The following is a 14,871-nucleotide window of genomic DNA, read 5'->3' on the forward strand; positions in this document are numbered from 1 at the left end:
GATTCAGATCAGCAGTGCCACCGGGTCGGTGAACGGCAGCGCCAAGTCGGCGGCGACGCGCTGACTGAGCAGCGCGCCGTCGTGCGTGGAAAGACCTTTGGCGAGCGCCGGATTCGACTGGCACGCGTCACGCCACCCCTTGTCGGCGAGGTCGAGCACGTACGGCATGGTCGCGTTGGTCAGCGCTACAGTCGACGTCGCGGGGACCGCGGCGGGCATGTTGGCCACGCAGTAGAAGAGCGTGTCGTGCACGGCGAACGTCGGTTCGTCGTGTGTGGTCGGCCGCGAATCCTCGAAACAGCCGCCCTGGTCGATGGCGATGTCCACCAACACTGCGCCCGGCTTCATGTGCGCCACAAGTGAATTCGATACCAGGGTGGGCGCCTTTCCGCCCGGTAGCAGCACCGCACCGATCACCAGATCGGCCCGCTTGACGGCGGCCTCCAACTCCAGCGCCGTCGAGTAACGGGTCTGTATCTGGCCGCTGAAACCCTGGTCGACGTCGCGCAGCTTGTCGATGTTGATGTCGAGCACGCTGACGGACGCGCCCATCCCGTGCGCGACGCGGGCGGCGTTGTGTCCGGCCGTGCCCGCGCCGATCACCACGACGATCGCCGGTTCGACGCCCGGCACCCCGCCCATCAGCACGCCGCGTCCGCCGTGGGTGCGCATCAGGTGATAGGCGCCGACCTGCGCCGCCAACCGGCCCGCGACCTCACTCATCGGGGCCAACAGCGGCAGCGCGCCGTCGGGAGTCTGCACGGTCTCATATGCGATCGACGTCGTTTTCGACGCCAACAGCGCCTCGGTGCACGACCGGGATGCCGCCAGATGCAGATACGTGAACAAGGTCTGGCCGGAGCGCATCCGCGAATACTCCTGCGGGATCGGCTCTTTCACCTTGAGAATCAGGTCGGACTCGGCCCATACCTCGTCCGCGGTGGAGACCACTTGCGCGCCTGCGGCTTTGACGTCGGAGTCGGTGATCGCCGACCCGTCACCGGCGCCGGCCTGGAACAGCACGTCATGGCCGCGACGAGTCAACTCGGCGACCCCGGACGGGGTGATCGCCACGCGGTATTCGTTGTTCTTGACTTCGGTTGGGATGCCAACACGCATACCGTCAATTGTGAAGAAACTTCGTGTTTGGCGCAAAGATGCCGAAGGCATAGCGCTACATTCATAGAATGTACGAAGAAAGTGCAGTCTCACCCGGCCGGGGAATGTCGCTGCCGAAGGATCTTCGGCCGCCGCAATTGGACCAGGTTGATCGCAGAATCCTGAGTCTGCTGCATGCCGACGCGCGCATGACCAACAGCGCTCTGGCCGAGGAACTCGACATCGCCGCGTCGACCTGTCACGGCCGGGTCCGTCGACTACTCGAGATGGGCGTCATCCGGGGCTTCTATGCCGACATCGATCCCGCTGCGGTCGGATTACCGCTGCAGGCAATGATTTCGGTCAGTTTGCAATCGCACGCCCGCGGCCAGATTCGCGACTTCATTCAGCAGATTCGGCTTCGGCCCCAGGTGATGGACGTCTACTTCCTGGCCGGCACCGAGGACTTCATCCTGCATGTCGCCGCGCGCGACACCGAGGACCTGCGCTCCTTCGTGGTGGAGAACCTCAACGCCGACGCCGACGTTGCGGGCACCCAGACCTCGCTGATCTTCGAGCATCTGCGCGGGGCCGCGCCCGTCTGACCGCGGTGCATTCCCGATACCAGCGGTACCGGGTATGCTGCTGCAAATGTTCACGGTCAACGACGAGGCTGTCGGTCCGCACCTGCCGGGGAGCGGCACGCTGGCCGATCACGAGCGTTTGGTCCTGGAGGCGCGCGACGTCGCCTTCGACTGGGCGAATCTGCCGTTTCACTACGTGCCCGGCGAAGCGTTCACGACCCACATGCTCAACGTGCTGCACCTGCTGCTGCCGGCCGGCGAGGAGTTCTTCGTCGATCTGTTCAAGCAGGCCCTCCCGCTGATCAAGGACGACGAGCTGCGTCTCGACGTGCAGGGGTTCATCGGGCAGGAGGCCATGCACGCGCAGGCCCACACCGGAGTGCAGGAGTATTTCGCCGCCAACCAGGTCGACGTGACGCCCTTCACCAACCAGATCTCCTGGCTGTTCGCCAAGCTACTGGGGGATCGGCCGGGTTGGAGCGAGCGGCGCCAACGCAGTTGGTTGCTCGAACGGGTCGCGCTCGTTTCGGCGATCGAGCACTACACCGCGATCCTGGGCGAGTGGATTCTCGACACCCCCGAGCTGGATGCGATCGGCACCGACCCGGTGATGCTGGACATGCTGCGCTGGCACGGCGCCGAGGAAGTCGAGCACAAGGCCGTCGCGTTCGACCTGATGAAACATTTGCGGGCGGGCTACCTGCGCCAGGTTCGCACGCAGCTGATCGTGACGCCGATGATCTTCCAGGTGTGGGTGCGCGGGGTGCGTTTCATGTACTCGATCGACCCGCAGGTACCGCCGGGCACCAAGGCGCGCTGGCGCGACTACTACAAGGCCGCGCGGCGCGGACTGATGCCGGGACCGATGCGATTCGTCCGTGTCATCGCCGCCTACTACCTGCCCCGCTTCCACCCGTCGCAACTGGGCGGTGTCGAGAAAGCGGTTGACTACCTGGCGATCTCGCCCGCCGCCCGCGCCTCGCACTGAGTCGAGAGGATCCCATGACCACCGCTTCGACCAGTCATTCCCACGTGCCGACCCACAGCACCGTGACCGCCTCGGACGGCGTGACGCTGGCTGTGCACGCCTACACCGACATCGACCCGCAGCGGCCGACCGTGCTGGCCGTGCACGGTTGGCCGGACAACCACCATTTGTGGGACGGCGTCGCCGAGCAACTCGGTGGCCGCTACAACGTCGTCGCCTACGACGTGCGAGGAGCCGGGGAATCGTCGCGCCCGGCGAAGAAATCCGATTACCGCTTCGCCCAACTGGTTTCGGACCTCGGCGCTGTCATCGACAGCCTAGGCGTCGGGCGGGTCCATCTGCTGGCGCACGACTGGGGCTCGATCCAGAGCTGGGCGGCGGTCACCGATGACACGGTGATGAGCAAGATCGCCTCGTTCACCTCGATCTCCGGGCCGCACCTGCGTTACGCGGGCAAATTCCTGCGCTCGGCCCGCGGCCCGCGCGGTCTGGTCGACGTGACCCGGCAGCTGTTCGGCTCGGGCTACATCTGGTTCTTCCTCACCCCGGGTCTGCCGGAACTGTTGATCCGCGCCCGGGTGGGCGTGAAAATGGTTGAGGCTTTTGGCCGTATCGGCAATTCCAGCACCCAGTCTCGCGGCGGTGACCCGGTGCGGTCGCGCGGCGACTACGTCAACGGGCTCAACCTGTATCGCGCCAACATGCCCGGCCCGTTCCTGGCGTCCGGCACGCGGCTGCCGCACACCGATGTTCCGGTCCAGGTGCTGGTACCGCGGAAGGACATGTTCGTCACGCCCGCGCTGCAGCGATACACCGGCTCAATCCCTTTGGGCAGCAGAGTCGTTGCGATCGAAGGCGGCCACTGGGTGGTCACCGCGCGGCCCGACGTGATCGCACGTTTGGCCGGCGAGTGGATCGACAGGCACGTCGACGGTGCCGCGTTGACGACGGCCGGCGCCGTGCACACCGGTCGCCGGGACGTCCGGGGCAAGCTGGCCCTGATCACCGGGGCGGGCGCTGGCATCGGCCGCGCGACCGCGCTCGAGCTGGCCCGTCAGGGGGCCGACACCGTCGTGATCGTCGACCGAGACCTGGCCGCCGCGCAGGAGACCGCCGCCGCGGTCCGCGAAGTCGGTGCCGACGCCGCCGCCTACCAGGCCGACGTCAGCGACGCTACGGCGATCAATGCGCTTGCCGCACAGGTCAACAACGACCACGGCGTGGTCGACATCCTGGTGAACAACGCCGGGATCGGGATGGCCGGCCGATTTCTCGAGACCACCCCGGCGCACTGGGACAACATCCTGGACGTCAACCTGCACGGCGTGCTCAACGGCAGCCGGGCGTTCGCGAGGCAGATGGTCGACCGCGGCCAGGGCGGCACCATCATCAACGTCTCGTCCGCGGCGGCATTTCTGCCATCGAAGTCGATGATCGCTTACGGCACAACGAAAGCCGCGGTGCTGGCGTTCAGCGAATCGCTGCGGGCCGACCTGGCCGACGACGGCATCACCGTCACCGCGGTGTGCCCCGGATTCGTCAACACCAACATCGCGAAGAACACCGTCTACGCCGGCATGACGGCCGAGCAGCAGGACACCGCCCGGCACAAGGCCGACGTCGTGTACCGCCGCCGCAACTACACGCCGGAAGCCACCGCCAAGGCGATTGTCAAGGCTGTCAAGAGCGGCACCCCGGTGGTGCCGATCGCCGCCGAGTCGCGGGTCGGCTACGCGCTGCGGCGTATCAGCCCCGCGTTGATCCGCCTGCTGGCCCGCTACGACATTCGCCCCTGAGACACGGAGATTATTGTGTCGCAGAGTATTTGGTCGACTAGGCCAGCGGACATCTACGGTCGACGTAAACACGACCGGCTGTACACCGCGGTCTGGGGTCTGGTCGCGGTGCTGAACAGCTTCTCGCTGACGAGCCGGTGGAAGCCGTCCCGCGTGGTGGCGGTCGCACGCACGCACACCGCGGTGATCACCAAACGCGAACGGCTCGGCCCGGACGTGGTCGCGCTGACCTTCGCCGACCCCGCCGGCGGGCTGCTTCCGTCGTGGACGCCGGGCAGTCACATCGACGTGCAGCTGCCGTCCGGCCGACGCCGCCAGTACTCGCTGTGCGGGCCGCCCGGTCGGCGCATCGACTACCGAATTGCGGTGCGCCGCATCGCCGATGGTGGCGGTGGCTCGATTGAAATGCACGATGCTTATTCGGTCGGCGATCCGTTGGTGTTCGAAGGTCCTCGCAATGCCTTCTACCTCGGCGGTGACGAGCGCGACGTGCTGTTCGTCATCGGGGGGATCGGGGTGACGCCCATCCTGTCGATGATGCGCGCCGCGCAAGCGCGCGGAATGAATTGGCGCGCAATCTATGCCGGTCGAAGCCGCGATTACATGCCGCTGCTGGACGAGGTGCTGGCCGTCGATGCCGACCGCGTCGCCGTATGGGCCGACGATGAGCGCGGCCGCATCGCCACGGCGGACGATCTGCTGACCGAGGCCGGGCCGACCACCGCGGTATACGTTTGCGGTCCGACCGGCATGCTCGAGGCGGTGCGCACGGCCCGCGCCGAACAGGTCAACGCGCCCCTGCACTACGAACGGTTCAGTCCACCGCCCGTGGTCGACGGGGTCCCGTTCGAGCTCGAGCTCGCGCGTTCAGGGCGAATTCTCGACATCCCCGCGAACCGTTCGGCGCTCGACGTCATGCTCGACCACAATCCGACCGCGGCGCATTCCTGCCGGCAGGGCTTCTGCGGTACCTGCAGGGTGGCGGTGCTCGGCGGACACGTCGATCACCGCGGTCGCACCGCCGAAGGCGACGGCGACATGTTGGTGTGTGTCTCGCGAGCCAACGGTGGTCGGGTGGTGATCGACGCCTAAGGCGCCGGCGCGAGGTGGATCTTGTTGGTCTCGCGATATCCGGCCGCGTTGCCGCAGGCGTCCACCTTGTTGGTGATCTCGACGGTGCCGTCCAAGGTGTGCGCGTCCCACGCATAGTGGAAGCCGATGGCGTCGGGCGTGTCGCCACCCTGTTCGCAGGACACCCCGCCCTTGCCGTCCAGCGTCCACTGGCCGTTCGCGAGCTTCGCCTGGCCCAGGTGCTGGATCGAGGCGCAGCCGTCGCCGCACGAGCTGACGTACCAGTCGCTGGGCGGGTCCTGGTGGCCGTCGGGGTAGGTCTCGGTCTCGATGTAGTGGCCCTCGAACGGGTCCGCTGAGGACGTCGGAGCCGTGAATACCAGTGCGAGACCGGCCAACAGCGCGCCGGCGGCAGCGCCGCGAGTGATCGTCATGATCCGGTTCCCTTCGTCAAGCTGGTCAGTGCGTCCGTTGGTGGGTATCACAGGAGCTTCGGCCTTCGTCGGTCTTTGGGGATTCTGCTCGATGAACGCGCGGTGACAACTGCGCGGGTCGAGGTGTTCAGCACCGAACGACTCGTTCCGGATGGTGGTAGTCGTTCACGCGCTTCTGGCCGTGATCGAGGCGCGGCGGCGGAATCCACTGCGTACGGCCGTCACCGAGTGTGACTGTCCGCCAGCCCTTGTCGACCAGTCGATGATGCGGCTTGCAGGCCAGCGTGAGCCGATCGATGTCCGTCCGGCCGCCGCGCGCCCACTCGTCGCCGTGGTGCACCTCAGCCCAGTAGGCGGGTACATCGCAGCCGGGCGCGGTGCAGCCGCGATCCTTGGCGTACAGGACAAGTCGCTGGTCTGCCGACGCTATTCGCCGGGCCCGGCCCAGGTAAAGCGGCCGCTCTTGGTGATCGTCGAAGACCGCGAGGTAATGGTATGCGCTGCTGGCCATCCGGATGAGATCACGCATCGGCAGCAGCGTTCCGCTCGCGGTGACGGCTTGGCCGGCCCCGGCGGTGAGTTCCCGCAGAGTGGTCGTAACCACAACGGTGACCGGTAATCCGTTGTGTGCGCCGAGCTTCGGATCGCCCAGTTGACCGCGCACCAGCGCGTTGAGCGCGTCGTGTTGTCGCTGGGCGTGGGTGCGAAGATCGGGTTCATCTGTGGCGCTAATGGTTTCGGCACCAGGCGCCGCAAAACGTGCCATCCACGCGTCGAGATTGGCACGCAGCTCCGGCGACGCGACCAGCTTCCCGATGCTCATGCCATCCGAGCGCTGCGGCGACCAGGTGAACCCGCGTTGGCGCGCCCGGTCGACATCGGAGAATTTGCCGTCGGGATTGACCTGCGCCGCGCAACGATGCGCCACCTTCTCCAGCTGGTCGGGCCGCAGCGCGGTCGCCTGCTCAGCCAGGAATCGCTCGGCCTGCTCGACTGTCGCGACCGGGATGTCCGACGGCAGGTCGCGCACGAACGTCTGGATCACCTTCAGGTGCTGCGGGTCGAGCAGCCCCTCGCGCCATACCTCCGCGGTCGCGGGTAGTTCGGGCGGCAGGACCTCCCCGGTGATGGTGACGCGCGGCGTCAGCTGTTGGGCGTCACGCAGGCGGCGGCGAACGTCGGCGCAGCTGATCCGCAGCCAGTCCGCGATGGCCTGGTGAACCGGGCCGCCGACCTCGGCGGGGTCCGCGTGGGCCAGGCCGGCGATCACGTCGTGCCCGGGGACCGCGAGCCGGCGGCGGGCCGTCTCGAGACGTTCCAGGGCGCGCAGGCGGGCGACAGGGTCGTCGCCGCCGAAGTCCAGATCGACGACGCCCGCCACGGCCGCGTCGAGGGCGTCGAGCGCGAGCGATATCGAATGCATGTTCGAAAGATTACGTGTGACGATCCGTAGGACACCCCGATGCGGTCCGCCCGCTGGGCGAGTTGTGGATAAAGGCGCAACTGTGGACAAACTCGGCACGCTCTAGGGTGAAGCCATGCGGGTAGCGGTGCTGGGGTCCAAGGGCAAGGTCGGCACGACGATGGTCCAGGCGGTGCAGGCCGCCGAGGATCTGACGCTGTCCGCCGAAGTCGACGCCGGCGACGCGCTGAGCCTGTTGACCGACAACAAGACCGAGGTCGTCATCGACTTCACCCATCCCGACGTCGTCATGAAGAACCTCGAGTTCCTGATCGACAACGGCATTCACGCGGTGGTGGGAACCACTGGCTTCACCGACGAGCGGTTGCGGCAGGTGCAGACCTGGCTGGCCGCCAAGCCGGGTGTCTCGGTGCTGATCGCGCCGAACTTCGCCATCGGCGCGGTGCTGTCCATGCACTTCGCCAAGCAGGCCGCGCCGTTCTTCGAGTCGGTCGAGGTGATCGAGTTGCATCACCCACAGAAGGCCGATGCGCCGTCGGGTACCGCTGGGCGGACCGCCGCGCTGATCGCGGAAGCGCGAAAGGGGTTGCCGCCCAACCCCGATGCCACCAGCACCGGCCTGCCCGGCGCTCGCGGCGCCGACGTCGACGGCGTGCCGGTGCACTCGGTGCGGCTGGCCGGCCTGGTCGCTCATCAGGAAGTGTTGTTCGGCACGCTGGGGGAGACTTTGACGATCCGGCACGACAGCATCGACCGGACGTCGTTCGTGCCCGGCGTGCTGCTGGCCGTCCGCAGGGTCGCCGAACATCCCGGTCTGACAATAGGAATCGAAGCGCTGCTGAACCTGTAATGACCTCGATGCGACGCGGTGTGCCCGTCCAGCTGATGATCGCGCTGATGAGCGCGGCACTGCTGGTGTACATCGTGCTGCTGGGTAGGACCGCGGTGTTGATGATCGGTTCCGGGCGCGGCGTCGCCGTGGCACTGGGTGGTGCGCTGCTGGTCCTGCCCGTGATCGGCGGGTGGGCGATGATCGCCACTCTGCGTGCGGGTTTCGCGCATCAGAAGCTGGCCCGGCTGGCCGCCGACGACGGGATGGACCTCGACGTGAGCGCCCTGCCGCGCCGACCCTCGGGACGCATCGAGCGCGACGCCGCGGACGCGTTGTTCGCCGATGTGCGTACGGAATTGGAAGCCGACCCCGACAACTGGCGGCGGTGGTATCGGCTGGCGCGCGCCTACGACTACGCGGGCGATCGAGGCCGCGCCCGCGAGGCCATGAAGACGGCCGTCGAGTTGCAGGGGCGCGAATGAGCAAGACGCTGTTGATCATTCACCACACGCCGTCGCCGGCTACCCGCGAACTCCTCGAAGCGGTGCTGTCCGGCGCGAACGATCCCGACATCGACGGCGTGAGCGTCGTTACCCGGCCCGCGCTCGCGGCGACGGTACCTGATCTGCTCGACGCCGACGGCTATCTGTTCGGCACCCCGGCCAACCTCGGCTACATGTCCGGGGCGCTCAAGCACTATTTGGCGCGATACCGGCTTAGTACGTTGTCAGCGCGTTGACACATCGCTGGACCTCCGATGCGGAGATAGAGGTGTCACAGCAACAAGCGCGCGACACCAACGTGGGCAAGCGCCATCACTACGTTCCGCAGATGTACTTGCGTCGCTGGGCGGGGCCAGACGGTCGGGTTCGACTAACGAAGATGGCCACAGGTGCCGTGCACGACCAGTCACCCGACGAGGTCGCGAATCAGCCCAACCTATACACAATCGCGGCGCCGGACCTCGAAACCGACTACCCGACTCGTTGGCTAGAGAAGCACATGTCGCGCATCGAGAGTGATGCCGCAGGCTGGCTGCAGGCGCTCGACGGGCTCCCAGCCGGTCGGATTGACAATTGGCACTTGACTGACGACCTGGCGGTGTACGTGGCTTTGCAGGATCAACGGACGCTCCGAAAGCGTAGCCAGGATCTGCGAATCGAGGATGCCCTGAACCGCTTCGGCCGAGCGGAGGTGCTCAGTCCGCTTCTTCCGTTCGTGTGTCGGCTCTACCAGATTCCTTACACCCCAAGGCGGCACGGCGCTCTGCTCCAGCAGTTCCTCGCTCAACCCCTCATCAGTGAGGACAGGAAGGCGAGAGCAATCGAGAGTGCCGTTGGCGTGTGGAGGAACCAGGCGGTCCCGCACTTCGCCAAAGACAGACGGTGGTGGCTCATCGACAGTGCTTCGCCGTTGATCACGTGCGACGAGCCTGTGGTTTACCTCGGCGGGACGGCACGGCCTCGTTGGAAGCAGGGCAGCTGGATCACGTCGCCGATCATGCTGTTTCCGGTCGGCCCGCATCGTCTGATCGCGATGACGTTCGCCCGTGAGAATCTCTCTGCCCCCTACGAATTGAACGCCTCGGAGTCGGAAGCGGTGAACTTCGAGATCGCGGCAGCATCGGATGCCTTCTGCTTCGAGCAGCCGACCACAACGATCGCCAGCTCGCTTAACCTGCCGCCGTGGCCGGAGCCAGACCCGGCTTCAGCGGCGACGTTCATAGAGGCTGTGATGGCACCAAGCCGGTGGAAAGCGGGGGAGGGACCGCCTTGGGCTATTGCTCGGTGGTACTGATTGACCGACTAGGAAGGTCTCGCCGATGTCGCGCCTGCTGATCGTCCACCACACGCCGTCGCCGCACTGCCAGGAGATGTTCGAGGCCGTGGTCGCAGGGACCACCGACCCCGACATCGAGGGCGTGGAGGTGGTCCGCCGACCGGCGCTCATGGTGTCGCCCGTCGAAATGCTGGAGGCCGACGGCTACCTGCTGGGGTCGCCGGTCAACCTCGGCTATATCAGCGGCGCTCTCAAGCTGGCGTTCGATCAGTCGTACTACCAGCTGCTCGATTCGACCCGTGGCCGACCGTTCGGGCTGTGGCTCCACGGCAACGAGGGCACCGAGGGAGCCGAGCGTGCCATCGACGGGATCACCGCAGGGCTCGGATGGGTCAAGGCGACCGATCACGTCGTTGTGTCGGGGAAGCCGACCAAGGCCGATGTCGAGGCGTGCTGGAACCTCGGGGCGACGGTCGCCGCGACGCTGATGAGCGAGTTGTAACGAACGGCATGAGCACCCGGCGCGACATGCACATCGTCAGGTACATCACAACGAGCGCCAGCGTCGCTACCATCCGCGTGTGAACCACGGCACTGCGCGACGGCGGCGGGATGACCGTGGGTGATCGATGGCCGTCGATGCGAGGCCGGAAGCTGGCGAAGATAATCGAGAAGCACTGTGGATATCTTCGTAGTTCCGGCGGTCACCGCCGGTATCGAGGAAGGCACAAAGAGTTCACGTTCGCATACCATGACGGAGACGACATAACGGGAAATATGGTTCGGCGTGTCTTGATCGAAGATGTCGGCCTATCCGAGTCCGAGGCACGTAAGGAGGTGAGTTGATGACAGAGCCTGCGCAAATCGTCATCTATCGCCTCGACGCAGCGCATGATCCGGCGTGGCAGTTCTACTCGATGCCCGAAAGCATCGTCGGTGGGGGCAAGACGCTCGATGACGTACGCGCCGCATACCGCGATGCGCTGGCGTTCTCGCTAGACAGCCCTGCTCTGCCCGAGGTTCGCGAGTACATAGAAGGGGAGATTGGAAGCCTCGGTATTTGGCTCCGCCTTCCGATTGACCACCCGAATGTTGACGGCGTTTTCGAACAGGTGGGTCGCCAGATCAGCGCGTATCCCGAGGACCGTGATTGGTTTTTTGCCAATACGACGGCAGGGGGTGATCCGGTGATCGTCACTCCCCCTGCCGACGCGCCATTGAGCAGCATCCTGGACCAGATGACGATTTACGACACGCTCATCCTGATCATGCTCCGTCGCGCGAAAGGGACGGTGCAGAACGTGTTTCTGTCGCTCGCGGGAGCGGAGACCGTTGACGGGATGGACGAACCCCCGACCAGTTTTGCGTCGATGGGCCTGACACCCGACTCGCCGTTGCGTGATCTACTCGCAGCCGCCCTGAAGCATCACGTCAACAAGATCAGCGCACTCGCTCTCTGCTAGGTGGTTCGCCCGCGGATGGCGTCGCTCAGTTGTCGGCACCCGTTCCTAGACTCCGGCATATGGGCAAGTACCGAGGTGGATCGAAGCCGTGGGAGAAGGACGACCCGAAGGGCCGTCGGTTGGACCCCGGTCAATATCCGGAGCTGAACGCCGTGTTCTACACCGCAGACCCGGCCGAGTTCATCAGGATGCGGATCGAGGCGCTGTCGCTGATGGCATGCACCGACGAACAACTCGGGCCTCTGTTCGGCGCGAACCGGATCGTAGGAGCGGCCCACTTCGGTTCAATGCCGCCGCCGTCACCGGACGCCCGCCAGCGGTACATCCGCATGGAGGCGGTGATGATCGCCAACCACGCCTCCGAAACGTTGCTGCGTATGTTTTTCGCCCACGTCGAGCACCCCGAGTGTCCCTGGCTGGGCATGTCAGCCTCGACCCACTTCGGCGAATACAAGAACAAGGTGGCCACAGTGCTGAACAGCGGGTTCGACCGCGAGGCCATCGCCACGGTGTTCCTGGGCGGCGTCAGCCGGGTCGATGCCGTGGTTCAGCTCACCGACGCCGAGTTCGAAGACGCCATCGACGGGCTGCAACTGCTCCTGATCGACTGCGCGAATCGAGTGCTTGATGACGCTTTCGTCTACAACGCCGTCAAGCACGGCGTGAGCGCCGTGGCCGTCGATGACGACGAGGCCAAGATGACCTGGCAGCCGCTGAATGGTGAACCGGTGATCATGCATGAAGGCCCTACCCACGTCTACCTCCACAAGGCGGCATCGCACGACGCTCCGAAGACCGAAGCTCACTGGTGGCTCACGATGGAGGACTCGAATCCTGGGCGAGAGCTCTCGGTCTCGGTGCTGATCACCAGGGCGCTTGGCTCGCTCTGGGACGTCGCCCGCCGCCGCTACCTCGGCGAGAGCGGCACGATCAACTACGTGAGCAACGGGGCCGTCGGGATGACGGTCTATGGCATAACTATGGGGGCGATGAACCGTCTTAAACGGGCGGTGCACGAACTGATCAAAGTCAGACCGGACGGCAATGTGGATAGCACGCAGCACCGCGTCGTGCGTTATGACATCCCTCGGGAGTGGTCGCTAGCTGGTGCTGCTGCCACGGCCGAGGAACGAACTGTCGCGCTACCGGCCAGGGAGCGCGATCGACATCTCTACTCGACCGGCGAGCTGTCCTACCTGCCGATCACTCCGCGCGGCTTCCAGCGGGGGTGACTCGCGCTGAGGCGCTCACGTTGCTGAGGGGGCGACGTCTCACGCTCGCTACCCGCCGATGCGGCGGCGCATCCACTGCGGTGGCATCTGCTGGCCCTGCCGGGCGCGGCGTTCGGCGTCGAACGCACTCGAGATGTGAACGAAACCCGCGCCGTGGCCGAGCACGTCGTAGGCGACGGTCGCCGCCGCCAGCGCATCGGGCTGGTGCTGCCCCGACTGCCACGCCGTGGCCTGGGCCTCGAACGCGGGGAGGTGACCCGCCACCCGGCAGGTGCCGACCTCCAAGGCAAATAAACACTTCTTCGACACCGTGTACTACCCGGGCCTGGACCATGTCGCGGGCCGGCCTTATGGCCTGTGGGTGCACGGCAACAACGACACCGTCGGCGCGGTGTCCTCGGTGGACAAGGTCGTCACGGGGCTGGCACTCGCCAAAGCCGCTGACGCACTGGAGATTACCGGCGAGGTCGACGCAAGCGCCCGCGAGCGGGCCTACGAACTGGGCGGAACGCTGGCCGCGACGCTCATGGAATGACCGGTCAGCGAGCCCGCAGAATGGTGACCGCACCGTCGTGCTTGGTGAACTTGTCGAAGGTCGCCGTGGGGACGCCGAAGATCGCTGACAACACCTGCGGCGGAAGCTGACTCAGCGATTCGCCGATGCCGATGTTGTCCTTGTCCTCGGTGGCGCTGGAGTTCTGGATGATCAGCACGTCTAGATCCTCGGTGCCGAGATTCTCGAAGTAGTGCAGCGATCCCTGCGGCGCGAACACCAGATCGTCGACGCGGGCCTCGAACGCCTCGTAGTTGCCGTTGCCATCGATCAGGACCCAGCTCGCGACACCCTTGGTGACCAGATTGATTTCCCAGGCGCTGGGGTGCCAGTGTGGTTCGCGAATACCGCCGGGCGCCAACGTGATCAGCTGGATACTGGCTTCCTGCCCAGCGAGGATCGGGAAATTGTCTTCGTGTGCCTGCCGCTGCGAGCCGCCGTCATACCCGGCCGGGGGCACGGCGCCGAGCTCGAACAGGTGAGACTTGTTGGTGGTTGTTTCGGCCGGTATGCGGGGATTGCCGAAGCGCTGCGCGTCGTCAGTCATGGAATGTCCTACTGCCGCTTCAGGATCAGGATTGCTTTGTCGAACTTCTTGAACGACGCGAACGTGTCCGCCGGCACGCCGAAGATCGCTGAGAGCACCCGGGGCGGGAGTCTGCTGATCGATTCACCGATGCCGATGTTGTCTTTGGGCTCGGCGGCGCTGGTGTTCTGCACGATAACGATCTTCATGTCCTCGGAGCCGCGGTTCTCGAAGTAGTGGAACGAGCCCTGCGGCGCGAACACCACGTCGCCGACTTTCTGGTCGAAACTCTCGTGGTTGCCGTTGCCGTCCACCAGCGCCCAGCTGGCGACACCCTTGGTGACGATGTTGATCTCCCACGCGCTGGGATGCCAATGGGGTTCGCGAATACCGCCGGGCTGCAACGTGAGCGAGACGATGCTGGCCGCTTGGCCGGTGAGGATCGGGAAGGTGTCCTCGTCGGCCTGTTGGAAGGAGCCGCCCTCAAAGCTGGTCACCGGCGAGGAGCCGAGGTGGTACAGGTGCGTATGCGAGGTGATCGTCTCGGCAGGGATGCGGGGATCGCCGAAGCGCGCGGCATCGTCTGCCAGTGCCAGTTCCTTCTCGGCGTGGTTGCCTGTGACCAGACGATCGACGCCCACACCGGCGGCTGCTGCCGCACCGGCCAGGCCAGCCCCGCCGAGAACCTTGCGACGGTTGATTGACATTCGCCGAAATTACCTCAGCGGCCTGCTCCGGGCCACCGCATAAATCGTCGGGAGTTAGGGGTCGATGTGCGTTGGCGGCGTGAGGAAGATCGGGTCCGTCTCCTTCGGCGGATCGCCCGCGCTCATCGTTTCGCAGTCCACCTTGGCGGGGTTGTACGGCCCGCCGGGGTAGGACGTCAGGCAGCGTTCCCACATGCCGTCGCTGTCGACGGGGCTGTCACACATCTGGGCGAACGCCTGCCCGGGGTTCACGCACCCGGCGCTGGCCGGTGCGGCGGTGACCGTCAGCCCGGCGGTCGCGAGCGTGGCTCCGAGAACTGCGGTCAGGTAGCGCTTCGTCATCTTTTCCTTCAACGGCTGGTTCCTTCATATCGACGCCGCACCA

General features: G+C 65.8%; 17 protein-coding genes and 2 pseudogenes. 12 read left to right on the forward strand and 7 right to left on the reverse strand.

All coding sequences use genetic code 11. The features are described from left to right. Nucleotides 1-3: 3 nt before the first annotated feature. Entirely contained in the window at nt 4-1,119 is a 1,116-nt protein-coding gene (gene ald, locus PT015_RS02250; protein WP_285188515.1) for an alanine dehydrogenase, read from the reverse strand. Nucleotides 1,120-1,187: 68 nt separating this feature from the next. Between ald and PT015_RS02255 the strand changes: the two genes are divergently transcribed. Genes PT015_RS02255 through PT015_RS02270 form a run of 4 tightly spaced genes read left to right on the forward strand, consistent with a single transcriptional unit; the run spans nt 1,188 to nt 5,558 of the window. Next, entirely contained in the window at nt 1,188-1,703 is a 516-nt protein-coding gene (locus tag PT015_RS02255) for an Lrp/AsnC family transcriptional regulator (RefSeq protein ID WP_285188516.1), read from the forward strand. A 46-nt stretch (nt 1,704-1,749) separates the two neighbouring features. Then, a complete protein-coding gene (locus PT015_RS02260) occupies nt 1,750-2,670 on the forward strand; it encodes a metal-dependent hydrolase (protein ID WP_285188517.1) in 921 nt (306 codons plus the stop codon). A gap of 14 nt (nt 2,671-2,684) precedes the next feature. Further along, nucleotides 2,685-4,466 (forward strand): SDR family oxidoreductase, encoded by a 1,782-nt coding sequence (locus tag PT015_RS02265; protein WP_390887916.1) that lies wholly within the window; start codon nt 2,685-2,687, stop codon nt 4,464-4,466. Nucleotides 4,467-4,481: 15 nt separating this feature from the next. Then, the gene (locus PT015_RS02270) at nt 4,482-5,558 is read left to right on the forward strand and encodes a PDR/VanB family oxidoreductase (RefSeq protein ID WP_390887917.1); all 1,077 of its coding nucleotides are present in this window, start codon (nt 4,482-4,484) and stop codon (nt 5,556-5,558) included. On the opposite strand, the gene PT015_RS02275 is transcribed toward PT015_RS02270, so the two are convergent. Together PT015_RS02275 and PT015_RS02280 are read right to left on the reverse strand one after the other, a co-directional pair. Then, on the reverse strand, nt 5,555-5,971 hold the full coding sequence (locus PT015_RS02275; RefSeq protein WP_285188518.1) for a hypothetical protein: 417 nt from the start codon (nt 5,969-5,971) through the stop codon (nt 5,555-5,557). The two genes, PT015_RS02270 and PT015_RS02275, sit on opposite strands and share 4 nt — an antisense overlap. A 127-nt stretch (nt 5,972-6,098) precedes the next feature. Further along, nucleotides 6,099-7,394, reverse strand: a complete 1,296-nt coding sequence (locus tag PT015_RS02280; RefSeq protein WP_285188519.1) for an HNH endonuclease signature motif containing protein — start codon at nt 7,392-7,394, stop codon at nt 6,099-6,101. Between the two features lie 115 nt (nt 7,395-7,509). On the opposite strand from PT015_RS02280, the gene dapB reads away from it, so the two are divergent. The 7 genes and pseudogenes from dapB to PT015_RS02315 all read left to right on the forward strand — a co-directional run bounded on the left by dapB (nt 7,510) and on the right by PT015_RS02315 (nt 12,700). Continuing rightward, the gene (gene dapB / locus PT015_RS02285) at nt 7,510-8,244 is read left to right on the forward strand and encodes a 4-hydroxy-tetrahydrodipicolinate reductase (RefSeq protein WP_285188520.1); all 735 of its coding nucleotides are present in this window, start codon (nt 7,510-7,512) and stop codon (nt 8,242-8,244) included. Between the two features lie 8 nt (nt 8,245-8,252). After that, nucleotides 8,253-8,708, forward strand: coding sequence for a hypothetical protein (locus tag PT015_RS02290; RefSeq protein WP_285188521.1), 456 nt, complete (start codon nt 8,253-8,255; stop codon nt 8,706-8,708). Next, nucleotides 8,705-8,926, forward strand: a pseudogene (locus PT015_RS02295) (flavodoxin family protein); the annotation flags it as partial. The gene PT015_RS02290 and the pseudogene PT015_RS02295, both read left to right, overlap by 4 nt. A 71-nt stretch (nt 8,927-8,997) precedes the next feature. Then, nucleotides 8,998-10,023, forward strand: a complete 1,026-nt coding sequence (locus PT015_RS02300) for a DUF4238 domain-containing protein (protein WP_285188522.1) — start codon at nt 8,998-9,000, stop codon at nt 10,021-10,023. A gap of 25 nt (nt 10,024-10,048) precedes the next feature. Then, nucleotides 10,049-10,507, forward strand: a complete 459-nt coding sequence (locus PT015_RS02305; protein WP_285188523.1) for a flavodoxin family protein — start codon at nt 10,049-10,051, stop codon at nt 10,505-10,507. A gap of 343 nt (nt 10,508-10,850) precedes the next feature. Continuing rightward, nucleotides 10,851-11,468 carry a hypothetical protein gene (locus PT015_RS02310; RefSeq protein WP_285188524.1) on the forward strand — a complete coding sequence of 206 codons (618 nt, stop codon included), beginning with the start codon at nt 10,851-10,853 and terminating at the stop codon, nt 11,466-11,468. Between the two features lie 119 nt (nt 11,469-11,587). Further along, nucleotides 11,588-12,700: a hypothetical protein gene (locus PT015_RS02315; RefSeq protein WP_285188525.1), complete on the forward strand. Its 1,113-nt coding sequence runs from the start codon at nt 11,588-11,590 to the stop codon at nt 12,698-12,700. Between the two features lie 48 nt (nt 12,701-12,748). On the opposite strand, the gene PT015_RS02320 is transcribed toward PT015_RS02315, so the two are convergent. Next, the gene (locus PT015_RS02320; RefSeq protein WP_390887918.1) at nt 12,749-12,964 is read right to left on the reverse strand and encodes a hypothetical protein; all 216 of its coding nucleotides are present in this window, start codon (nt 12,962-12,964) and stop codon (nt 12,749-12,751) included. Between the two features lie 16 nt (nt 12,965-12,980). On the opposite strand from PT015_RS02320, the pseudogene PT015_RS02325 reads away from it, so the two are divergent. Then, nucleotides 12,981-13,235: pseudogene (locus PT015_RS02325) on the forward strand (flavodoxin); the annotation flags it as partial. 4 nt (nt 13,236-13,239) lie between these two features. Here the strand turns inward: PT015_RS02325 and PT015_RS02330 are convergent. The 3 genes from PT015_RS02330 to PT015_RS02340 are packed head-to-tail and all read right to left on the reverse strand — an operon-like array spanning nt 13,240 to nt 14,828. Then, the gene (locus tag PT015_RS02330) at nt 13,240-13,800 is read right to left on the reverse strand and encodes a cupin domain-containing protein (RefSeq protein WP_285188526.1); all 561 of its coding nucleotides are present in this window, start codon (nt 13,798-13,800) and stop codon (nt 13,240-13,242) included. 8 nt (nt 13,801-13,808) lie between these two features. Next, nucleotides 13,809-14,486 carry a cupin domain-containing protein gene (locus tag PT015_RS02335; protein ID WP_285188527.1) on the reverse strand — a complete coding sequence of 226 codons (678 nt, stop codon included), beginning with the start codon at nt 14,484-14,486 and terminating at the stop codon, nt 13,809-13,811. A 54-nt stretch (nt 14,487-14,540) separates the two neighbouring features. Continuing rightward, nucleotides 14,541-14,828, reverse strand: coding sequence for a CDGP domain-containing protein (locus tag PT015_RS02340; protein WP_285188528.1), 288 nt, complete (start codon nt 14,826-14,828; stop codon nt 14,541-14,543). Between the last annotated feature and the right edge of the window lie 43 nt (nt 14,829-14,871).

It is taken from the genome of Candidatus Mycobacterium wuenschmannii (assembly GCF_030252325.1).
Lineage (GTDB): Bacteria > Actinomycetota > Actinomycetes > Mycobacteriales > Mycobacteriaceae > Mycobacterium > Mycobacterium wuenschmannii.